Genomic DNA, 21,421 nt, shown 5'->3' with positions numbered 1-21,421 from the left:
GCCATGACCAGCGGACAAAACCGGGTTCTCGATGAACTCGCCAAGCTTGTGACGGATGCGGCAGGCGCTGCGCAAGGCGTGCGCCGGGAAGTGGAAACGGCCCTGCGGTCGCAAGGGGAACGTGTGCTCAATACGCTCGATGTCGTGCAGCGTGAAGACTTCGAAGCGGTTCGTGAAATGGCCATCAAAGCGCGCGCCGAAAACAGTGCGTTGCTGGCACGAATCGAAGCACTTGAAGCACGTCTTGCCAGATTCGAAGTTGATTCCGATGCCAAATCGGCAAAATCGGCCTCCTCGTCGGCAAAATCCAAAAATAATTCCTGATTATTTATTAACAGGCCGCGGGCGGTAAAAACCCTTGTCTTAGAGTCGCTTAAGGCAATGCTCGCGGCCAGCCCCTTTCATGTTTCCACATGCTTTCATGTCTCTTTTCTGAAAAGGGACTGGCGTTCAGATTCAGCTTCAATAGACTGAAAACACTACATGATTCGAAGTGTGGTCATGTAGGCGGCGGCGAGGGGCTGTAGTTCTAGTTTTCGCGTCTTTCAGGCTGCTTTCCAGTATCAGTTGCGTATGTGCGTGTGCCATTGAGGCGCTTGCATGCTGTTAGGCATGCCAGTTCCTCGACCGATCAATTCGTGCCTTTTTTCTGCGCTTGTCTTGCGCGGCGGCGGGTGCGGGCGAGCAATTCTTGCGCGCCGGGAATTTGAGACATCCAGCTTGAGATGTCTCGCAGAACAGGAAACGGACATGAGCCTTCTTGAGCTTGAATTCGCACGCGAGGCGCATCCGGTGGATGTGATCGAGCAGGTTGCGCATTCAAACGACTGGACATTCGAGCGGACTGGCGACGATGAAATCGCAATTTCGGTTGCGGGCAACTGGACTGACTATCACATCTCATTTTCCTGGATGGAAGATTTCGAGGCGTTGCATCTGGCTTGCGCCTTTGACATCAAGGTGGCGGAACCGCGTGTAAACGAGGTGATGCGCCTGCTTTCGCTGATCAACGAAAAGCTTCTCATGGGGCATTTCGATCTCTGGCAGCAGGAAGGCGCCATCATGTACCGCCAGTCGCTGTTGCTGGCGGGCGGTGCCGAACCGACGAGCCGTCAGGTCGAAGTGCTGCTGTCGGCTGCGTTAGAGGCTTGTGAAACCTATTTCCAGGCTTTCCAGTTCGTGGTCTGGTCGGGTGTCAGCGCGCGCGAGTCGCTGGAAAGCGTCGTGTTCGAAACAGTCGGACGCGCCTGATCAGAATCAACAGATAACCCGGCGGGAAATGCGCCGGGTTATGCACGGTATACGAAAGCGGACGGATATGAGCGAAGACGCGACAATCACCTGGGCTGATTTCGAAAAGGTCGATATCCGGACGGGTACGATTGTGGAAGCAGTGCCGTTTCCGGAAGCGCGCAAGCCCGCCTACAAGCTTAAGATCGATTTCGGTGAGAAGATTGGTGTGAAGAAATCCTCCGCACAGATCACCAAACACTATAAGGCGGAAGAGCTGATCGGCCGTCAGGTGCTGGCCGTGGTGAATTTTCCGCCGCGCCAGATCGGCCCGTTTATGTCGGAAGTGCTGACGTTGGGCCTGCCCGACGAAGCCGGTGAAGTCGTTCTCGCGGCCATCGACAAGAAAGTGCCAAACGGCGGCAAGCTCTATTAGAGCGCAGTGATCTCAGTTTAATTTAACAAGCATGTATACGCTGTTGCCCCTCATCCTGAGGAGGCTCCTGAGCTTGCGAAGGAGCCGTCTCGAAGGACGAGGGGTTTGGTGCGTTTTCCCTCGCCCTTCGAGATGCCGTTTTCAACGGCTCCTCAGGATGAGGGAAAAGAGCAATGTCGGAAGGCTGGTTGAACACCGTACTTCACGCCGGAATGTGGATGATGGCGCGCAGGCCGCCGGTGGGGGCGTCTGCCAGTGTAATGTCGCCGCCATGGCTGCGGGCAATGTCGAGCGCGATGGCGAGGCCGAGCCCGCCTGTGCCGCCCGAATCCTGTGTTCGCGCCTCATCCAGCCGCACAAAAGGCTTGAACACATCTTCGCGCCGGTCCTCGGGAATGCCCGGTCCGTCGTCATCCACCACGACTTTCAGCCAGCCATCCTCATGGGAAATCGAAAGCTCGACATTCTGCGCATGGCGGAAGGCGTTGGACACCAGATTGCTGACAAGACGCGAGAAGGCATTGGGGCGAACATGGATTTCACTATCGCCGTCAATGGAATACTTGAAGCCGCGCTCGCGCAGGCGCGCTTCGTTTTCAAGCTTTTCGCAGAGGCGCTTTACATCAAAGCTCGCGGTTTCTTCCGCACCTTCGCCGCGCGCGAAGGCCAGATAGCCTTCCAGCATGGTCTGCATATCGGCGATATCCTGATTGAGCGGCTCGACATCGATCGAGTGACCGGCCAGCGCCAATTGCAGCTTGAAGCGGGTGAGAATGGTGCGCAGATCGTGGCTGACGCCCGATAGCATCGCCGTGCGCTGCTCGATCTGGCGCTCGATGCGGGAACGCATCTGGATGAAGGCGATACCAGCCTTGCGGACTTCTTCCGCGCCGTGCGGTCGGAAACCTTCCGGCATTGAACGGCCCTTGCCGAAACTTTCGGCAGCTTCCGCCAGTTGCTGGATCGGCTTGATCTGGTTGCGCAGGAAGGCAATGGCGATGATGAGAAGCACAAGCGCGGTGCCCACCATCCAGGTCAGGAAGATGCCGGTATTGGACGCATAGGCCTGACTGCGGCGGGCGAAAACGCGCAGCACCTTGTCGTCGAGCTTGATGCGAATTTCGATCAGGTCGGAATCGCCCACCGTATCCACCCAGAAGGGCCGATTGATCTGGCGGGTGATCTCTTCGCTGAGGAAGTAATCCAGAATGGCGAAGAACGGTTTTGGCCCCGGCGCGGGCAGCGGGTCGGGCGGCAGGATCGAGATATTGAGCGCCAGACGCTGCTGCGCGATGCGGATCAGATTGTCGTAACCGGGCTCCTGCGGATAAGTTTCCAGAATGTCGATGATCGCCGAAATATCGCGCACGACAGCCGTAGAAAGCCGCTCTGTCACCATCTGCCAGTGGCGTTCCATGAACACATAGGCGATCACGGACTGGAGCAGAACCATCGGGGCGATGATAATGATCAGCGACCGCGCATAGAGACCTTTCGGCATCCGGCGCGCTAACCAGCGCGTGAGGTTTTTCCAGAGCGTCATCGTCTCAGAACGTCCCAAACAGCGGCCAGTTGCGTCACATCACGACTATTCGATGCTGAGCTTGTAGCCGATGCCACGCACGGTCTGGAGCCAGACCGGATTGGCCGGGTCCTGCTCGATTTTGCGGCGGAGACGGTTGATCTGAACATCGATAGTGCGCTCGCCGACATCGCCGTCCTGTCCGGTCAATTCATGACGTGGAATGGTGTCTCCCGCGCGTTCCGCGAAGATTGCCATAATGTCCTGCTCGCGATCCGTGAGCTTGATGGTTTCGGTGCCCTTCTTCAATTCGCGGCGCGGAATGAAGAATGTGTAAGGCCCGAACACGATCTGCTCGATCTTGGGCTGGGCAGGCGGCGCGCCACGGCGCAGAATATTGTTGATGCGCAGCGTCAGCTCGCGCGGATCGAACGGTTTTGGCAGATAATCGTCTGCACCTGCCGACAGGCCGTCGATGCGGTTGTCGGTTTCCGACAGCGCGGTCAGCATCAGGATCGGCACATTCTTTTGTTCGCGGAGTGAACGGGTCAGCGAAACGCCGGTTTCGCCGGGCATCATCACGTCGAGAATCAGAAGGTCGAAATCGATGCCTTCCAGCTTGCGGCGCGCTTCGGCAGCGCTCGCGGCAATGGTGACGCGAAAGCCGCTATTGGTCAGATATTGTGAAAGCAGGCTACGGATTCGCGTGTCGTCATCGACAACGAGCAGATGCGGGGCGTCATCCGAGAGTGATTTTTGTTCTTCTGCGGTCATGGCGTCTTTCGATCCCATTCAGTTTCTGTTCGCTGACGACGCAGGGCCGTCGGACGCGCATATTATCGACTGGAATGTGGCACGTCTATTCGCAGTGACGTGGATATGCTTTTATGCAAGCACTTAGTATTCCGCAGCGTAACACTTATTTCAGGATCGTTCTTCACTGGAAAAACTGTCGATCTGCGCGCGGCGTTCCGGATTGACCATATTATACAGAAAGCGCTCGATGATGGCGCGATCCTGCGGGGCGCATCCCTCAAGGGCGCGGGCAATGCGATGCGACTGCGGCAAGGCGAGGGCAAGCGTCAGCTGGCGGCCGCTTTTCGTAGGGTAGAGCTTGCGGTGGCGACGGTCGTGCAGACCTGTGGCCTGAACCACATGGCCGGTATCGATCAGCTGCTTGAGAACACGCGACAGGCTCTGCTTGGTGATGCGCAGGACTTCGAGAAGTTCGGCCACCGTCATGCCCGGCTTGCGATTGATGAAGTAGAGAACGCGGTGATGCGCGCGGCCAAAGCCGATCTTTTCGAGAATGAGATCGGGGTCGGCGGTGAAGTCGCGATAAGAAAAGAACAATAGTTCGATGACGTTGAGATCGGCCGCCTCCTCGGCTGTCAACGGATTGCTTATATAATTCATGTCGTTCGTCGAATTCACATCGATGCTCCGTACTGCTGCGATAAATATGTCAGCATTATTGACATAATTCAACCGCACAGATAATTTTCGATAAGCGTGAGCTGGCTTTTTGGAACAATGTTTATGCTGGCGCATGCTGGAGGAGAGATAATTACGCGACCGGGTTGTCGATCACTGCTGGGAGGCGGTGAAAGAAACGCTGCGACGGTTCAGTCCCGCCGGTCGGGAGGATTATTTTTTGTCCATGCGTGCTCCGTCAGAGTTTTGCGCAAAATCTTTGCCAAGCTCTAAGCATTTCGCACCAAAAGGCCAGTATTCGCGCGAAAAAAGGCGCCTGTTTTGCCGGTAATATCGATTTAACTGGTGAAATGGGAATGCGGAGAGGTTTGCCCGAGCAGAATCTGCCCTGAGACAGCGCCGCAAGGAAAACATTTAGGAGCAAGAAAATGGCTGCGATTCCATTTGATCAAAGGGACGGATATATCTGGTTGGACGGTGCATTCGTCGACTGGAAAGATGCAAAAATCCATGTCCTCACCCATGGCCTGCATTATGCCAGCACGGTTTTTGAGGGCGAGCGCGCTTATGGCGGCGAAATCTTCAAGCTGAACGAACATACCGAGCGCCTGCATGAATCGGCGCGGCTTCTCGGCTTTGCGCTACCTTACAGCGTGGCAGAAATCAACGATGCCTGCCGGGCGTTGATCAAGAAGATGGGCTATGTCGATGCCTATGTGCGCCCGTTTGCCTGGCGCGGATCGGACTCGCTTGGGGTTTCGGCGCAGAACAACCGTATTCACGTCGCAATCGCCTGCTGGGAATGGCCGAGCTATTTCTCGCCGGAAGAAAAGATGAAGGGTATTCGCCTCGACATCGCTGAATATTGCCGTCCCGACCCGCGTACGGCGCCGTCGAAGTCCAAGGCGTCCGGCCTTTACATGATCTGCACGATCTCCAAGCACGCCGCGGAAGCCAAGGGCTATGCTGATGCGCTGATGCTCGACTGGCGTGGCCAGGTGGCGGAAGCAACCGGTGCCAATGTGTTCTTCGTCAAGGATGGCGTCCTGCATACGCCGAAGCCCGATTGCTTCCTCGACGGCATCACCCGCCGCACCATTATCGATCTGGCCAAGCGTCGCGGTATCGAAGTCATTGAACGCGCGATCATGCCGGAAGAAATGGCAGATTTCTCCGAATGCTTCCTGTGCGGCACGGCTGCCGAAGTTACGCCGGTTTCGGAGATAGGTCAGTACCGGTTCAAGCCGGCTGAAATCACCAGCACTTTGATGGATGCTTATACAGCGGAAGTGCAGCCAAAGCGCGAAGCGGCTGAGTGACTGGGTTTTGAACAGAAAAAGAGCGGCTTTCGGGCCGCTTTTTTGCGTCTTTACTGCTTATTGTTTGACTTTGCGTCGTTTCAGCTCAAGATTTTCATACCGGAGTCGCGTTATTCCGGTATTGGAGCGGCTTCTGATCTGATCCTGTCAAATCGACGCTCTGATATTTGATCAGGCGCGCAAATATTCCGATATCGCTTATTTCGGAATGCGCTCTAACAGAGATGGGGTGACGATTATGGAATCTCTATTGCCTATCATTCTTCAGCTGGTTGCCGGCGCTGTCGGCGGCAATATTGCTGGCGCTATCAAGAACATCAGCCTTGGGACAACGGGTAACACCGTGGCTGGCGGTATTGGCGGCGTCATTCTCGGCCAGCTTCTACCATTGCTTTCCGGCGGTGGTGTGGATTCGGTGCTGAACGGCGCAATCGGCCAGCTTGCTGGCGGCGGCGTGGGCGGTATCGTTCTGACTGCGATCGTGGGGCTGATCAAAAATTCGATGGCCAGCAAGGCCTGAAGAACGCAATTCGTGACCGGATGGAAACATCGGGTCGAGCAAGGATGTCACTAAAATATCAGCTGGAGCGCGCTTCCGTTTTTGGACGTGCTCTGGATAGACGGTGAGGTTTTCAGAGCCAACCGGCAAGACGAACTGTTTGAGAGGGACAAACGGACGGCCATGCGCCGTCCGTTTTTTATTGCGAACTGAAATATCCGCAGTGATCGCTCGGTTGTTGAGGCGGTCGAGATTTTAAGCCCTTTCCGTATGCGGCCAAGGCCACTATGTGTGGAGCAACACAGGCGGCGGTTGATGCGATCTTCGCCAACTACAGATGCGATGGAGTATCCAGTATGGGCCAGTTACAGGCGATTATCGTCCCCGTTACCCCGTTCCAGCAAAACTGCACGATTCTTTTCGACAGCGAGACCAAGAAGGGTGTCGTGATCGATCCGGGCGGCGATCTGCCGAAGATCGAGGAGGCGATCCAGTCGCAGGGGATCGATATCGAGGCCATCTGGATCACCCATGGCCATATCGATCATGCGGCGGCGGCGGCTGATCTGAAGGATAAGCTCGGCGTGGACATTATCGGGCCGCATGTCGACGACCAGTTCCTGCTCGATAATCTGGTGATGACGGGTCTCAAATACGGGATTGTCGACGGCGTGCGCAATGTGACGCCGGATCGCTGGCTGGAAGAAGGTGACAAGGTCACCGTCGCCGGGCATTCGTTCGACGTCTTTCATTGCCCCGGTCATTCGCCGGGTCACGTTGTTTTCTATAGTCCGGAAGCGCGTTTCGCGATTGTCGGCGATGTGCTGTTCAATGGCTCGGTCGGACGCACCGATTTGCCGGGCGGGAACCACGATGCGCTGATCCGTTCGATCCGTGAGAAGCTTCTGCCGCTGGGCGACGATGTCGGCTTTATCTGTGGGCACGGTCCCGGCGGGCGGTTCGGTGAAGAGCGCCGCAACAACCCATTCCTGATCGGGATGGCGTAAAGGTTACAAAAAAAGCCGCCCATTGGGCGGCTTTTTCCTTATCGATTTTGCACTCAGTTGGCCGTGCAGAAATGGTCGCGACCATCATAACCGCGATAGGTGCCAGTATTCGGATTGAACGACCGGTAACGGTCCGAACAATAATTGTACCAGCTGCGGCTCCACGGCTCAAAGCTACCCGAGCGGTAGTAGGTGACGCGGCGTGGCGGAGGGGCCGGGTAGTAAGCAGGCGGCGGAGGCGGCGCGTCATAGATGGGCGCTGGCTGCACATAGGTCGGCTGTGGCTGGCTCAGTGCACTGCCGATCAGGGCACCGGCTGCAAGACCAATCACACCGGCTGCAACAGCGTCGCCATTGTCGCGGTGATGATGACGGCCCCAGTCACCGCCGCGATCCCAGCCCGGACGGCCCCAGGAATCTGCCGAAGCGGAAGCAAGAGGAGCAGCAATCGCTGCCAAGGATGCAACGGCCAGAATGGTTGTCTTCGCAAATCGGTTCATTGTTCGCTCCTTCAGAAGCTCGACTGCAATTCCTCTGGTGTAGCCCGCTTAAAAGAGGGATCACCATGTTGGTTAATGGATTAACTCTTTCGACATGAATGGAGGCTGAACAATGGTGAAATAGGGAGCTAAGTTACGGATCCCCGGTAAAATACGCGCAGCGTCTGTAACAATTCGCGGGCAGGTTATGAGGGGGATTGGTCTTGCGCGGGGCGCTGGCTCGTTAATTGCCGCATGCATTCAAGCATTTGCGCGTCAGAGCAGGTCGATGACTGCGTCTGTTGCGGCTCATCTCGTCGAAGCGGGACCGGAGACGATCCGGTGGGCCCGGGTTCTGTGGAGGCGATAGGCGCTTTTCAGGATGGGCTGTTACCGGTCGCCGACACTCCATTGGAGAAACTTGGATAACAAAAAACCCCGGCGTGAACCGGGGTCATAATTGGTATTGAGAACAATCAGCCGGTAACGGTGATGTTCACGGCCTTCGGGCCCTTGCCGCGACGATCTGGTTCGGTTTCGTAGGAAACCTTCTGATTGTCAGCGAGGCCCGTCAGGCCCGAAGCCTGTACAGCAGAGATGTGCACGAAGATATCTGCGCCACCATCATCAGGCTTGATAAAACCAAAGCCCTTTTCATTATTGAAGAATTTGACCAGTCCGGTCTGTGCCATTGGATCCGTTCCTTTTCCTTGGCGCCACCGTTCTTTTAAAAAACGATGGAATTACATCTTCTGCCGAGCGCACCACACACCCGACAGAGGGTCATGCAGGCAGTTCTCGACATTGGGAAGGAACCGATCATTGCCTGGGTTTCCCCAGACCCGGAACTTATAGCGGCCCCGGCACGCCGTTCTTCCAGTCTTCCATTTGTTCGCTAAATGCCCGAACGAGTGGAGACTGATCTAAGACGCGATATTTGGCAAGCAAATTCTTTGCGCCCACGATGTTTTGTTATCTTTGAACCGGATCGCACGTTTATTTTTTCGATTATTTCTAGAATTTCTGAAGCTGTATACCGAAATAGAACAGCCTATCCTTGATATATAAGAGTTCTTATAGAGAAGCCGCCTGATTAAATAGCCGGATTTAATTGACTAGATTAACAGAACGCGCCGTCTTTGCGGGCACAAAGGTGGTACCCCATGGCGGGGCTATCTAACGATTCCGCGAGACAATGCACGCGCCACCGGCTGCACGCAACTTGCGACAAATACCATCCGCTTCCGCCCGACTGTCAGCGCCAATCCGCACCGCATAGATGCCGCGCCGTCCCATCGGGGTGCGAATGCGGCTGATAACGGGGTCGTGCCCGCTCAGCACGGATGCGAATTGCTTGCTGAGGCGGCTCCATTGGTTGACAGCCGCACTGCGGCGGAAATTTCCTGCAATCTGTATACCCCACGGTTTCGGTTTGACGCGCGACATGGGTATAGTTGCCGAGCGGATGATCGGCAGGCGGCGGCAGGCTTCGGCAAAGGAGCGCCCCGAATCAAGCGGACGGTTCTGCACCTCCTTGCCGGATGCGAAGTCATCGGCGGGCGCGCCGGTGATATCGAGCACATAGTCCTCGGTTTCGAGCGGCAGGAAGCCGCCTGAACGCATCCAGTTTGAGACGCGTCCGGCACCGGCATTATAGGCAGCGGCGGCGAGACCCCAATTGCCGAACGCCTGTTTCAGATCGAACAGAAAACTGGCGGAGGCAGGGATGGCCTGCTCGATATCGAACGGGTCGGCGAGACCGCGCTCCTTTGCGGTATAAGGCATGAATTGCGCAATGCCCTGCGCACCAACCGGGCTGACGGCCTGATGGTCGAAGCGGCTTTCCTTCCAGATCAGGCGGGCGAAGAAATCCTTCGGTATGCCATGCGCGGACGCGCTGGATTCGATTAGCTGGCAGATGCGGCTGACGCCCGGCGCCTTTTTCTCCGGCGGTAATGCCGGGGCCGATATGCGCGGATTGGGCTCGCTATAGCTTGCCGGTGCCGGTTCCGCCCCAGCGGGGATGAATGACAGCGGGACGATCAGAAACGATGCCGCCAGAAAAGTTCCGAAACGCCGCATGTCGTCTTTCTGTACGTTTTGCCCCATGCTGTGACCCGGACTGTTCGGGCCGAAAGCTTGATTCCACACTAACGCAACTTGGCGACTTGTCGAGAGACGTGCCGTCTAAACTTCCTCTTTTAAATCTTGCCCTTCGGAGCAACTGCACCATTCTAGATGAGGACAAAAGACGGATAGCAGTTTCTGGAGAGGAGGAAACATGTTGAGGGGATTTTCGTGGACCGGGTTGATTGCCGGTGTGATGTTATTGACCGGCTGTGTGGCAGAAGGCGGGCCCGATCACCGGCCACCGCCGGTCCGGCCCGGTAATCCGGGCCATGTGCAGGCCTGTCCGATGATCTATGCGCCGGTTTGCGGCGAGCGCCGGGGTGTTCGTCGGACATTCGGCAATGCCTGTTCCGCACGGGGCGAGGGGTTCCGCGTAGTGTCGAATGGTCAGTGCAACGGTCGTCCGGGTATGGGCTGGAACGGGCCCGGCGTTGGTCCAGCCCGTCCGCCGCAGCACGGGACGCGGCCCGGTATGGGCGCGTGCACGCGGGAATATGCGCCTGTCTGCGCAATGCGCGGCAATGAACGGCGCAGCTTCTCCAATCGCTGTGAGGCGGAACGGGCTGGATTCCGCGTTTCGCGCGGCGGTCGTTGTTGAGTTGAACAGAGAGGCGGTTTAAGCGGCTCCGCCTCTCAGTAATGCAGGCGCGGAAAGAAAGGAAACATATATGCAGATCAAGCGCATCGGATCTCAGCCCTCGACCAAGGGTTCCGCTGATTATTTCACCGGCACGGTTCGCCTTGACATGCCGTTCAACACCACGGCACCGGCGCGCGTCGGTGGCGCCACCGTTTCATTTGAACCGGGCGCACGTACCGCATGGCACACGCATCCGCTGGGCCAGACGGTGATCGTGACCGCGGGGCTTGGCTGGGCGCAGCGCGAGGGCGGCCCTGTCGAGGAAATCCGTCCCGGCGATATCGTCTGGTTCGAACCGGGTGAAAAGCATTGGCACGGCGCGACGGCCACCACGGCCATGACCCATATCGCCATAGCGGAAGCGCTAGACGGCAAGGTGGTCGACTGGCTGGAACATGTCAGCGACGACGATTATCACGCATAAATCAAGCGGGCCGTGCGCGCGCAGATTGCGATTGCATGGCCGCTTTATCGTCCCGGACGGCCCGTCTTGCCGGGCCGCCGCTTCTTGCGGGCAACTTCCGCCGGGTCTTCATAAGAGCCGATACCGGCGCGCTCGCGGCGTATCGGCGCTTCTCCGCCACCGGTTGGCACTTCCGTCCGCTTCACCGTCATCTCATCCAGCGTATTCTTGCGGAACTTGGTTTCCGGTGCTGCGGGCAGCGGGCCTTCGTGGCGAGGCTTCGCCATGTCCGTGCCCGGTCCCATATCGTCGAGCGACGGCTTCTGGAACAGCGATTTGCCGCCGGTGTCATCGACCGTGCGATGCGCTTTGCGCCCGGCATTATGGCGGCCCTTTGTGCGTCCGGTGACCGGGCTTTCCAGTTCCACCTCGCGCGCCAGCGGATCGTCGGCAATGGCGAGTTCCGTCTCGCGCAGGCGCTTGATCTCGTCGCGCAGGCGCGCGGCCTTTTCGAAGTCGAGATCGGCGGCGGCGTCGCGCATCTGCTTTTCGAGATATTCCAGATGGGCCTGCAGATTGTTGCCCATCATTCCGCCTTCTTCGGCAAAGCCCGAAATGTCGGCGCGGACATGGTCGCGTTCGTAGACCGAATTCAGAATATCCGAGATATTCTTCTTCACCGAGGCCGGTGTGATGCCATGCTCTTCATTATAGGCGACCTGCTTTTCGCGGCGGCGGCTGGTTTCATCCATGGCGCGCTGCATCGAGCCGGTGATATTGTCGGCATAGAGGATCACCTTGCCGTCCACGTTACGCGCGGCACGACCGATGGTCTGGATAAGCGAAGTTTCCGAACGCAGGAAGCCTTCCTTGTCGGCGTCGAGAATGGCGACGAAGCCGCATTCGGGAATGTCGAGACCTTCGCGCAGCAGGTTGATGCCGACCAGCACGTCGAATGCGCCAAGGCGCAGGTCGCGGATGATCTCGATGCGCTCCAGCGTGTCGATATCCGAGTGCATGTAGCGCACGCGCACGCCCTGTTCGTGCAGATATTCGGTCAGGTCTTCCGCCATGCGCTTGGTCAGCACCGTGACCAGCGTGCGGTAACCCTTCTTCGCCGTGTCGCGGATTTCGCCAAGCACGTCGTCCACCTGCGTCTTGGCGGGGCGGATTTCCACCGGCGGGTCAATCAGGCCGGTCGGACGAATGACCTGTTCGGCAAAGACGCCGCCCGCTTCTTCCATTTCCCACGAGCCCGGCGTTGCCGAAACGGCGATCGTCTGCGGACGCATGGCGTCCCATTCCTCGAAGCGGAGCGGGCGGTTGTCCATGCAGGATGGCAGACGGAAGCCGTATTCGGCCAGCGTCGCCTTGCGCCTGAAGTCGCCGCGATACATGCCGCCGATCTGCGGCACGGTGACATGGCTTTCGTCGATGAAAACCAGCGCGTTGTCTGGGATATATTCGAACAGGGTCGGCGGCGGTTCACCAGGATTGCGGCCCGTCAGATAGCGCGAATAGTTTTCGATGCCCGCGCATGAGCCGGTGGCTTCCAGCATTTCGAGATCGAAAGTGGTGCGCTGTTCCAGCCGCTGCGCTTCCAGCAGACGCCCGGCATTGTTCAGCTCGACGAGGCGATGCTTCAGCTCTTCCTTGATCGATTTGATGGCCTGATTGAGCGTTGGTCGCGGCGTGACATAGTGCGAATTCGCATAGATCTTGACCGATTTCAGATCGCCGGTCTTCTGTCCGGTGAGCGGGTCGAATTCGGTGATGCTCTCGATCTCGTCGCCGAACATCGAAATGCGCCAGGCCCGGTCTTCCAAGTGGGCCGGAAACAGTTCAATCGTATCGCCACGCACGCGGAACGAGCCGCGCACGAAATTGATGTCCTGCCGCTTATATTGCTGCGCCACGAGGTCGGCGAGCAGTTGCCGCTGGTCGAGCCGGTCGCCGATCTTCATTTCGAAGGTCATGGCCGTATAGGTTTCGACCGAACCGATACCGTAGATGCACGAGACAGAAGCGACGATGATCACATCGTCGCGCTCCAGCAGCGCGCGTGTGGCCGAGTGGCGCATACGGTCGATCTGTTCGTTGATCGAGGATTCCTTCTCGATATAGGTATCCGAGCGCGGCACATAGGCTTCCGGCTGATAGTAGTCGTAATAGGATACGAAATACTCGACCGCATTGTTCGGGAAGAAGCTCTTGAACTCGCCGTATAGCTGCGCCGCCAGCGTCTTGTTGGGCGCGAGGATCAGCGCCGGGCGCTGGGTTTCCTGAATGACCTTGGCCATGGTGAAGGTTTTGCCGGAGCCGGTGACGCCGAGCAGCACCTGCGTGCGGTCGTCATTGGACAAGCCTTCGACCAGATCGCGGATAGCCGTCGGCTGGTCGCCGGACGGTTCGAACGGCGTTTCCATCTCGATGGAGATGCCGCCTTCGGATTTGTCCGGGCGGGCAGGGCGGTGCGGTGTCCAGAGCTGGCCGTTCTTGAACAGCGGATTGCCGGATTCGATCAGGTCGGACAACGCCTTGACGGTGGCGGTCGCCCCCGACGCATTAAGCCCGGCTGCATCTTCCAGACTAATATCGAGACCCGCAACCGGATTGAGACCGGCAGCTGCGCGCTCCTTGGCAGAAGCCGCGCCGCCCATCGACGTGCCGCGACCGCTGCGCGACGCTTCCTTGCTGCGCTCGGGAATCTTCTTCGGTGTCTTGGCAGGTTTCGAGGTCTTGGCGGCAGGCTTTGCCGCCTCGTCGCCAATTTCCTTGGCCCAGTCGGCGATGGATCCGGTCAGGGGTGTGCCCGAATATTCAGCCTGAGGCATTTCGCCGAAGCCGCCTGTATGCGACGTTTCGCCAAAGCCGTCAGCCGCGTCGTGCGAATCCTGCGTGTATTTGTTCTTGGAGGAAGCCATGTCGCTAATATGGAATTTCGACATGCAAATGAAAAGAGCACGGCGGTAAAATCCGCCCTGTTGCCGGTTCCTGACCGACGGCTCCTGACACAAGGTTGTCAGGAAGTCGAACCCGATAAAAGCAGGCTGCGATGCCGCATGTTTTTCAGCATGGGTTTGTCCCATACTCCGGCAGAATCATTTGTGTTTAAAGGATTGATTGATGAGCGTTGGAGATAAGCCCAAAGGCGAACTGACCTTGCGCGTGCCGGCCATGCCGAAGGACGCCAATTCGGCATTCGATATTTTTGGCGGCTGGGTCATGTCGCAGATGGACTCGGCCTCCGGTATTCGTGCCGAAGAACGCGCCCGTGGCCGCGTCGTCACCGCAGCCGTGCGCGAGATGTCCTTCGCCAAGCCGGTGAAGATCGGCGACGTCTTGTGCGTCTATACGGAAATCACCAAGGTCGGTCGCACCTCGATTACCCTGCGCGTCGAAGCCTGGGCGCAGCGCGCATCCCAGCAGCGTATGGAACTGGTGACGCATGGCGAATTCGTCATGGTGGCGCTGGACAAGGAAGGCAAGCCGACCCCGGTGCCGGAAGAATAGTCGATTGCTATTTGTCTCTTGGAAAAGCTCGGTTGCGACCGGGCTTTTATTTGCAGGCGCGATAGCCGCTTCGACGCTGCATCAGGTCGAAGTGAAAATGGTTCGCATGTTCCGGGTTATAGCCCGGTCCAAGGACCGTGGTGAAATAATCGCAGGCGTCGGAACGAACGCTGTTGAGCAGGCCTTTTTCGCGAAAAGCGAAGAAACCGGGTCGGCGCACCGAAATGTCCTTGCCGTTGTTCAGCTTGATCCGCGTCACGTCGATGGCGTTGCCGCGTGAATGTTCCGACATTTTTGCGCCTCGACGATGGTTCATCGTACGGCAGGAATAGCCGCCCGCATTATAGATCGTGCTGATGCCTGACAGATAGCGCAGGCGCGCCGCCGGTTGCAGATCGCCCTTGATCCAGCGCGCGAAGGCTTCCGTCACCTGACAGTTCAGCGTCGCCGCCGGTTTGAAGGCGATGGAACCGCTGTTGAAGCCCGATACTTCGATGGGATTGTCGATGTTGCAGGATGCGCTGCGATAGATTGGCGGCTTTTCTTTGAAAACAACGCCCAATCGCTTCAGCCGAGTACGGCATGCCGCTTCGGAATTCGACATGGTGTAAATGTTTTCAGCCGCCGCGACCGGATTCTGGACCGGCGCCGCAAAGCCGTAATCGCCTGCATATTGCGGCTCGTTTTGCTGTGCGGGCCGCGCGGTATGGTTTTCTTCTTCCTCGGCCAGCCCGACGACGCGGTCTTGCTGCGGCGCAGGCGTCATGGGGGCTTCGGGCATGGGCGAGCTCACCACCGGCGCGGGGTCCATCGGTGCGTCGGCCACGGAAGCGGCTGGCATTGGGGCGCTGGCTACGTCGGTACTTGGCACCATGATATCCGGGTTTCCGACATCGGCTTGCGGGCGCGGCGGACGGTCGCCGGAACAGCCGGCGGCCAGTATCAGAAGGAGCACGGACGCCGCCGGACCAAGATGGCGCAGTCGCGGACGCGCATGATCGTGATCTGTTATGGCGGACAACGCAAAACTCATGTCCTTGCCTTCTGCTTGTAGGGCCCTTCCGGTGAGAATCCGGCGTTTCCTGTATCCTATGAGAGAAGCGTAAAGGAAGAGTCAGTGTCTGTGTTAAGCGCTGTGGCGCAATCTGGGCAATGGGAGGGCGAGCCTGTGATGCTCTCTATGTTTTGATCGCCGCCATAGTTTTTTCGCACCGCGTCACGCAAAACCGCTTCCCACTTTTGTCGGAAATGTTCTATCGCTTACCGCCGTGGTTCAGGGCCAGACCACGCATAAGACATCCTCCCGGTCCCCAAAGTTTCACCCATGTCAGCACTGATTTCGCCAAGCATCCTGCCGATCCTGCTTCTGGTCGGCTCGAATATTTTCATGACCTTTGCCTGGTACGGCCATCTGAAATTCACCAATACGCCGCTGGTCGCTGTAATTTTCATCAGCTGGGGCATCGCGCTGATCGAATATTGTCTGGCGGTCCCGGCCAACCGTATCGGGCACGAAGTCTATTCGGCGGCACAGCTCAAGACGATACAGGAAGTGATCACGCTGGTGATCTTCAGCCTGTTCTCGGTCTTCTATCTAAAGGAAGCCTTCACCTGGCACCACCTGCTGGGCTTTGCCTTCATTGCGGGCGGCGCGGCGCTGATCTTCAAAGCCTGAGCTTAATGAACCGGTTCCGTCGCGGGCACCGGTTCATCTTTGCGGTTCCAGAACATCGGGACAAGCTCGACAGCCAGCATGGCCGCGAACAGCATGCCGCAGCCGATGAAACCGATGAAGCTCAGCCGCTCACCGAGGAAGATCGCCCCGAACAGGGCTGCGAACAGCGCTTCAGAAGACAGGAAGATCGCTGCCTGCGCCGAGGTCGTATAACGCTGGCCGATGGCTTGCAGCGTGAAGGCGACGCCCGATGAGAACACGCCGGTAAACAGGATTTCCTTCCATGTCAGCGCGATGGCGCTCCAGTTGAAGTCTTCGAGCAGCGATGCGCCAGCCAGACCGATGACGGCTGCGGTGGCAAACTGAACGCAGCTCAGCATGATCGGGCGCCCGGCGCGGTTGGCGCGGCCGATCAGCAGCACCTGCAACGCCCAGAATGTTGCGCCGCCGATCACCAGCAGGTCGCCGGTCTTGAGCGCGGTCAGTTCCCCGCCCGACAGCAGGAAAATTCCGGCCAGGCAGAAGGCAGCGCTTGGCCAGACGACCGGATGCGGCCATGTGCGGAACAAGAGCACACCCAGAACCGGCACCATCACGACATAAAGTCCGGTCAGAAAACCCGCATTGGTGACCGAGGTGGTGATGAGGCCGATCTGTTGCAGCAGCAAGCCGGTGAAGAGCACGGCGCCCACAACCATGAAAAAGCTATAGTCGGAAGCCTTCAAACGGGCAGGCATGCGGCGGCCTTCGGCAAGCGCCCAGGGCAGCACGGTGAGTGCTGCAATGGCGGAGCGGATGCCGATAAACAGAAACGGTCCGATGCTGGCCATGGCGGTCGACTGGGCGACGAAACCCATGCCCCAGATCACGCCAGCCAGCAGCAGGACAAAATTGGCTTGTGTGCGTGTCATCATGGCCCCGGATTGCAAAGAAGGTCCGCGCCCATTCGGTCGCCGGAAATCGTCTCACCTATAGGCAAAAGCGGAGTCCCGCGGCAAGGGGCGTCTGCTTTCTGCGACAATGGTGCAGATGCGTCTTTAAGAGCCTGTTCCAAGTCGCCCTGTGTGGCTGCAAATGGCAATTTTCTCCATTCCGTGCTCACGTACCTTAAGTACGCTCCGCTCCGGTACTCGAAAATCACCATTTTCGCACACACATGCCGCTTTTTGAGTCAGGCTCTGAGCTGGCTTCTTGTCTGGAGATTTGATAGGGACGGTTTTTTCCGCGTGAAAAGATCGTCAGAAATGCTATAGTTCCACGAATTAGTCGTTTGAACGGTTCCGAAACGGGTGTTTCGGTGACCGTTTTCTTTTTGTGTATCGGGGGGTGTTGCAGCTTCCCGAGGGCACCTTGCAGCGCGCTTGCGCTGGCGGGTGCGGCGGGCAACCAAACTGCCGGCGCGTTGAGTTCTTGGAAAGAGACGGGCGCCGGGCGAAGGAAAGGACTGGGTATGGAAAAGTTCCCTATGACCCCTCGCGGTTTCGAAAAGCTCAAGGAAGAGCTCCGCTGGCGTCAGCAAAACGAGCGTCCTCGGATCATCGAGGCTATCGCTGAAGCGCGTGCCCATGGCGATCTTTCGGAAAACGCCGAATATCACGCTGCCAAGGAAGCCCAGAGCCTCAATGAAGGCCGCATCAACGAACTGGAAGATGTCGTTGCGCGCGCCGAAGTGATCGACGTTACCAAGCTGAGCGGCGACCGAATCAAATTCGGTGCGACGGTCACGCTGATCGACGAGGACACCGAAGAAGAGAAGGTCTATCAGATCGTCGGCGATCAGGAAGCCGATGTGAAGGAAGGCCGCATTTCCATTTCGTCGCCCATTGCACGCGCCATGATCGGCAAGACTGAAGGCGATACGATTGAGGTCAACGCACCGGGCGGCTCGCGTTCCTACGAGATCGTTACGCTGAAATTCGTCTGATCCCTGTGCTCCATTCAAACCAGGTTCCCGTTCAAAACGTCGAGGTTGTCGCTCCCAACTTCAAGCAGCGCCTTTCCGGCGTGACCTCGACGATTGTCCAGCTCATTCCTTTGCAGCGTGCAAAGGGGCTGAACATTGCCACAATGGGACCGGGTTTGCCGGACAGCCTGCCGCATCTGGGATGGGGTGCGCTTTTGTCCTTCTGGTCAGCGCCCACAAAGCGGCGCTTCCGGATCTGGCATGCGCGGCGCAATATCGAAATGCTTGCCGGTATTTTTATGCGTCATGTTCTGCGTATGAAACTTCGGCTGGTGTTTACCTCGGCTGCGCAGCGCAATCACAAGCCTTTCACCAAATGGCTCATCCGCCGCATGAATGCGGTCATCGCCACCAGCGGGCGCTCGGGCAGCTTTCTGGAAGTGCCGCATGAGGTCATCATGCATGGCATCGATCTGGAGCGCTTTCGTCCCCCCGTTGGCGAGGAAGATGCCTTTGCCGCGTCCGGCCTGCCAGGGAAATATGCAATCGGTTGTTTCGGGCGCGTGCGCCATTCCAAGGGCACTGATCTCTTTGTCGATGCGATGATTGCACTATTGCCGAAATATCCGGAATGGACGGCGATCATCACCGGGCGGACGACCGCGGAACACCAATCCTTTGAGGATGGCCTCAAGGCGAAGATTACCGCTGCGGGTTTGCAGGATCGTATTCTCATTCTCGGCGAAGTCCCGGATATTCGGGTCTGGTATCGCCGCCTGACGCTTTATGTTGCGCCGTCGCGCAATGAGGGGTTCGGGCTCACGCCGCTCGAAGCCATGGCGTCGAAGACGGCGGTGGTGGCAAGCGACGCTGGCGCTTATGCCGAAATGATCGTGGACGGGACCGGCAGTTTCGTGCCCGCCGACGATGGCGAAGCCTTGCGCAAGGCCATCGAGCCTTATCTCGCGGACCCTGCAATGGCTGAACGTGACGGCGAAACGGCGCTCGCCCATGTGCGCGCCAATTTCCCGCTCGAAAAAGAAGCCGCTGCAATCAGCGGTGTTTACGAGAAAGTCTTTGCCGGAAGGTAGTGCCTTCCGGCTTTAGACACTAAGACGCGGTGTTCAGAGAATCATCAACGGTTCGTCCTTTACCGGACGAATGGTCAGCGCGGTGCGGACGGAATCCACATTCGGCGCTGCGGTGAGTTCTTCGATGACAAAGGTCTGGAACGTGTTCAGATCGCGCGCAACGCAATGAAGCAGGAAGTCGGACTCGCCCGAAACCATCCATGCGCGGCGTACCAGCGGCCACTGCTTGGTTTTCTCAGCAAAAGCCTTCAGATCGGCATCAGCCTGACGGTGCAGACCGACCGAGCAGAATGCCACCAGATCCTGACCCAGCGCATTGCCGTTGAGAATGGCGCGATAGCCACGAATGACGCCGCTTTCCTCAAGTTTACGGACCCGGCGAAGGCAGGGAGGGGCCGAAATGCCGACCCGTTCGGCCAGCTCGACATTGGTGATGCGCCCGTTGTTCTGGAGCTCCCGCAGGATTTTCCAATCGATTTCGTCCAGATCGGCCTTGATCGGCATGCATGACTCCGCGCGCAAGGAAATTTCATTCAAGGGTAATTATAGAATATACGGCGCCGTCATGGCGCAATCTAATCCTGCTAATATCAAATGAATCCGTGGCGTGTAAACCGTCTAAAGCTCTGTCAACGCACCCAAAAAGCGCGTGTGAACAGGATATATACGGTCACAAGCTCCAGTCGGCCTGCCAGCATCAGGAAGGACAGGACCCAGAGAGCAGGATCATGGATCGTGGAAAAATTGCCCACGGGACCGATTGTTTCGCCAAGGCCGGGGCCAACATTGGAGAGCGCGGTCAGTGCGCCGGTGAAGGCCGACACGAAATCGAGGCCGAGCGACGCCAGAAGCACCGCGCCAATCACCAGCGATGAACAATAAAGGAAGAGGTACAGGAGCACGTTCTGGGCGATTTCGCCCGAAATCTCCGATGAGCCATAGCGCATCTTGGTGACCGCATGCGGCACGATGAGGCGGGAAAGGCTCGCTTGCGTCAGGCTCCACAGGATGATGAGGCGGTTCATCTTGATACCGCCCGACGTGGAGCCCGCGCAGCTTCCCAGAAACGAGGCGAGGAAGAAGATGCCGAGAGCGGGCGGGCCCCAGAGCGAATAGTCTTCCGTTGCATAGCCGGTGGTCGTAATGACGGACACGAAGTGGAACGAGGCCGAAATCAGCGCGTCGCCAAAAGGCACGTTCAGGCCAAGTCGCAAGACGACGGCAAGGATGAAGCTGAAGCCGATCACGATGGTGAAGAACAGTTTGACCTGTGGATCGGCCAGCGATTCCAGCCGCTTGGGCATGAAGGCCTTGATATAGAGCACAAAAGGCAGGGCCGAGAGAATCATGAACACGGTCGCCACGACGAGCAGCAGGCGGTTGCCGTGATAGAAACCGAGCGAGTTGTCATGCGTGGAAAAACCCGCCGTGGCCACGGTCGTCAGGCCATGATTGATGGCGTCGAAAACGCTCATTCCGACCATGAAATAGCTGATGATGCAGGCAGCCGTCAGGCTCAGATAGGCCAGAATGATGCCAAGTGCGATCTGGTTCATGCGTGGGAGGATTTTTTCCGACTTGTCGGAATTTTCCATGTGAAAGAGCGCAAGACCGCCGGCGCGCAGCGACGGGAGCATCAGAAGCGCCAAGCCGATGAAGCCGATGCCCCCGATCCAGCAGAGGAGCGACCGCCAGAGAAGAATGCCGCGCTGCATATTGTCGAGGCCGGTCAGCGCGGTGGCACCCGTGGAGGTCACGCCGGACATGGCCTCGAAAAAGGCGGTGGCATAGCTGATCGGCAGATGTGAGAAATAAAGCGGTATCGAGCCGAGGAAACTCGCGGTCAGCCAGATGCAGACTGTCAGCAGGAAGCCGAGCCGTGGCGTGAAGCGCACGGACTGGTTTTGCGTCGCAAAGAGGATGAGCGCGGAAAGCGCGCCGGTGGTTGCTGCCGAACGCAGGAAAATCAGCCAGTCGTCGCTGCCGTCGCGCAGGTCGATTGCGGCGGGCAGGAGCATGGCGGCCGCCATGATGAGGCCGAAGCGCGCGCAGATATTGGCGACTGTCTTATAGATGGCGGTCGTCTCCGGCCGGTTATGGGGCGATTTGCGGACAATTGAGCGTTGTTTTTCCTGTCTGT

At 58.0% G+C, this 21,421-nt stretch carries 23 protein-coding genes; 12 read left to right on the top strand and 11 right to left on the bottom strand.

Annotated features, from left to right (window positions below):
• The first annotated feature begins 3 nt into the window (after window positions 1-3).
• The 3 genes from JAU75_RS15270 to JAU75_RS15260 all read left to right on the top strand — a co-directional run bounded on the left by JAU75_RS15270 (window position 4) and on the right by JAU75_RS15260 (window position 1,666).
• Window positions 4-324, top strand: coding sequence for an accessory factor UbiK family protein (locus tag JAU75_RS15270; protein WP_199057351.1), 321 nt, complete (start codon window positions 4-6; stop codon window positions 322-324).
• Between the two features lie 426 nt (window positions 325-750).
• Window positions 751-1,251, top strand: coding sequence for a YbjN domain-containing protein (locus tag JAU75_RS15265; RefSeq protein ID WP_185919072.1), 501 nt, complete (start codon window positions 751-753; stop codon window positions 1,249-1,251).
• A 67-nt stretch (window positions 1,252-1,318) separates the two neighbouring features.
• Window positions 1,319-1,666, top strand: a complete 348-nt coding sequence (locus tag JAU75_RS15260) for a tRNA-binding protein (protein WP_199057350.1) — start codon at window positions 1,319-1,321, stop codon at window positions 1,664-1,666.
• Window positions 1,667-1,868: 202 nt separating this feature from the next.
• Here JAU75_RS15260 and JAU75_RS15255 read toward each other — a convergent pair whose 3' ends face one another.
• From JAU75_RS15255 to JAU75_RS15245, 3 genes are all read right to left on the bottom strand, one after another.
• Window positions 1,869-3,209 (bottom strand): ATP-binding protein, encoded by a 1,341-nt coding sequence (locus JAU75_RS15255; RefSeq protein ID WP_199057349.1) that lies wholly within the window; start codon window positions 3,207-3,209, stop codon window positions 1,869-1,871.
• 45 nt (window positions 3,210-3,254) lie between these two features.
• Window positions 3,255-3,962: a response regulator transcription factor gene (locus JAU75_RS15250; RefSeq protein ID WP_199057469.1), complete on the bottom strand. Its 708-nt coding sequence runs from the start codon at window positions 3,960-3,962 to the stop codon at window positions 3,255-3,257.
• Window positions 3,963-4,112: 150 nt separating this feature from the next.
• The gene (locus tag JAU75_RS15245; protein ID WP_199057348.1) at window positions 4,113-4,622 is read right to left on the bottom strand and encodes a MarR family transcriptional regulator; all 510 of its coding nucleotides are present in this window, start codon (window positions 4,620-4,622) and stop codon (window positions 4,113-4,115) included.
• A 428-nt stretch (window positions 4,623-5,050) separates the two neighbouring features.
• Here JAU75_RS15245 and JAU75_RS15240 point away from each other — a divergent pair, with 428 nt between their 5' ends.
• From JAU75_RS15240 to JAU75_RS15230, 3 genes are all read left to right on the top strand, one after another.
• A complete protein-coding gene (locus JAU75_RS15240) occupies window positions 5,051-5,941 on the top strand; it encodes a branched-chain amino acid aminotransferase (protein ID WP_199057347.1) in 891 nt (296 codons plus the stop codon).
• A 238-nt stretch (window positions 5,942-6,179) separates the two neighbouring features.
• Window positions 6,180-6,461, top strand: coding sequence for a hypothetical protein (locus tag JAU75_RS15235; protein WP_199057346.1), 282 nt, complete (start codon window positions 6,180-6,182; stop codon window positions 6,459-6,461).
• A gap of 335 nt (window positions 6,462-6,796) precedes the next feature.
• Entirely contained in the window at window positions 6,797-7,447 is a 651-nt protein-coding gene (locus JAU75_RS15230; RefSeq protein ID WP_199057345.1) for an MBL fold metallo-hydrolase, read from the top strand.
• A gap of 53 nt (window positions 7,448-7,500) precedes the next feature.
• Here the strand turns inward: JAU75_RS15230 and JAU75_RS15225 are convergent, their stop codons facing one another.
• The 3 genes from JAU75_RS15225 to JAU75_RS15215 all read right to left on the bottom strand — a co-directional run bounded on the left by JAU75_RS15225 (window position 7,501) and on the right by JAU75_RS15215 (window position 10,008).
• Window positions 7,501-7,947, bottom strand: coding sequence for a BA14K family protein (locus tag JAU75_RS15225; protein WP_199057344.1), 447 nt, complete (start codon window positions 7,945-7,947; stop codon window positions 7,501-7,503).
• Between the two features lie 455 nt (window positions 7,948-8,402).
• A complete protein-coding gene (locus JAU75_RS15220) occupies window positions 8,403-8,618 on the bottom strand; it encodes a cold-shock protein (RefSeq protein WP_109369482.1) in 216 nt (71 codons plus the stop codon).
• A 484-nt stretch (window positions 8,619-9,102) separates the two neighbouring features.
• Window positions 9,103-10,008, bottom strand: a complete 906-nt coding sequence (locus JAU75_RS15215) for a transglycosylase SLT domain-containing protein (protein WP_247880511.1) — start codon at window positions 10,006-10,008, stop codon at window positions 9,103-9,105.
• Window positions 10,009-10,207: 199 nt separating this feature from the next.
• On the opposite strand from JAU75_RS15215, the gene JAU75_RS15210 reads away from it, so the two are divergent.
• Together JAU75_RS15210 and JAU75_RS15205 are read left to right on the top strand one after the other, a co-directional pair.
• Window positions 10,208-10,654 (top strand): Kazal-type serine protease inhibitor, encoded by a 447-nt coding sequence (locus JAU75_RS15210; protein WP_199057343.1) that lies wholly within the window; start codon window positions 10,208-10,210, stop codon window positions 10,652-10,654.
• 70 nt (window positions 10,655-10,724) lie between these two features.
• Window positions 10,725-11,120, top strand: coding sequence for a cupin domain-containing protein (locus JAU75_RS15205; RefSeq protein WP_199057342.1), 396 nt, complete (start codon window positions 10,725-10,727; stop codon window positions 11,118-11,120).
• A gap of 44 nt (window positions 11,121-11,164) precedes the next feature.
• Here the strand turns inward: JAU75_RS15205 and uvrB are convergent, their stop codons facing one another.
• Window positions 11,165-14,023: an excinuclease ABC subunit UvrB gene (gene uvrB / locus JAU75_RS15200; protein ID WP_199057341.1), complete on the bottom strand. Its 2,859-nt coding sequence runs from the start codon at window positions 14,021-14,023 to the stop codon at window positions 11,165-11,167.
• A gap of 202 nt (window positions 14,024-14,225) precedes the next feature.
• On the opposite strand from uvrB, the gene JAU75_RS15195 reads away from it, so the two are divergent.
• Window positions 14,226-14,612, top strand: coding sequence for an acyl-CoA thioesterase (locus JAU75_RS15195; protein ID WP_199057340.1), 387 nt, complete (start codon window positions 14,226-14,228; stop codon window positions 14,610-14,612).
• Window positions 14,613-14,658: 46 nt separating this feature from the next.
• Here the strand turns inward: JAU75_RS15195 and JAU75_RS15190 are convergent, their stop codons facing one another.
• Complete coding sequence (locus JAU75_RS15190; RefSeq protein WP_199057339.1) at window positions 14,659-15,645, bottom strand: extensin family protein; 987 nt, start codon at window positions 15,643-15,645, stop codon at window positions 14,659-14,661.
• A gap of 291 nt (window positions 15,646-15,936) precedes the next feature.
• Between JAU75_RS15190 and JAU75_RS15185 the strand changes: the two genes are divergently transcribed.
• Entirely contained in the window at window positions 15,937-16,287 is a 351-nt protein-coding gene (locus tag JAU75_RS15185; RefSeq protein WP_109370271.1) for a DMT family protein, read from the top strand.
• A gap of 2 nt (window positions 16,288-16,289) precedes the next feature.
• On the opposite strand, the gene JAU75_RS15180 is transcribed toward JAU75_RS15185, so the two are convergent.
• On the bottom strand, window positions 16,290-17,198 hold the full coding sequence (locus JAU75_RS15180; RefSeq protein ID WP_199057338.1) for a DMT family transporter: 909 nt from the start codon (window positions 17,196-17,198) through the stop codon (window positions 16,290-16,292).
• 539 nt (window positions 17,199-17,737) lie between these two features.
• Here JAU75_RS15180 and greA point away from each other — a divergent pair.
• Both greA and JAU75_RS15170 read left to right on the top strand, forming a co-directional pair.
• The gene (gene greA, locus JAU75_RS15175) at window positions 17,738-18,211 is read left to right on the top strand and encodes a transcription elongation factor GreA (RefSeq protein ID WP_078338718.1); all 474 of its coding nucleotides are present in this window, start codon (window positions 17,738-17,740) and stop codon (window positions 18,209-18,211) included.
• 5 nt (window positions 18,212-18,216) lie between these two features.
• Window positions 18,217-19,281, top strand: a complete 1,065-nt coding sequence (locus JAU75_RS15170) for a glycosyltransferase family 4 protein (protein WP_199057337.1) — start codon at window positions 18,217-18,219, stop codon at window positions 19,279-19,281.
• Window positions 19,282-19,314: 33 nt separating this feature from the next.
• Here the strand turns inward: JAU75_RS15170 and JAU75_RS15165 are convergent, their stop codons facing one another.
• Window positions 19,315-19,785: an Lrp/AsnC family transcriptional regulator gene (locus JAU75_RS15165; protein ID WP_095447076.1), complete on the bottom strand. Its 471-nt coding sequence runs from the start codon at window positions 19,783-19,785 to the stop codon at window positions 19,315-19,317.
• 125 nt (window positions 19,786-19,910) lie between these two features.
• The gene (locus tag JAU75_RS15160; RefSeq protein ID WP_199057336.1) at window positions 19,911-21,311 is read right to left on the bottom strand and encodes a TrkH family potassium uptake protein; all 1,401 of its coding nucleotides are present in this window, start codon (window positions 21,309-21,311) and stop codon (window positions 19,911-19,913) included.
• Window positions 21,312-21,421 lie beyond the last annotated feature (110 nt).

The organism is Ochrobactrum sp. Q0168 (assembly GCF_016427605.1).
Classification (GTDB): Bacteria; Pseudomonadota; Alphaproteobacteria; order Rhizobiales; family Rhizobiaceae; genus Brucella.
Note: the sequence above shows the minus strand (reverse complement) of the source record. Positions and strands in the feature narration are given on the sequence as shown.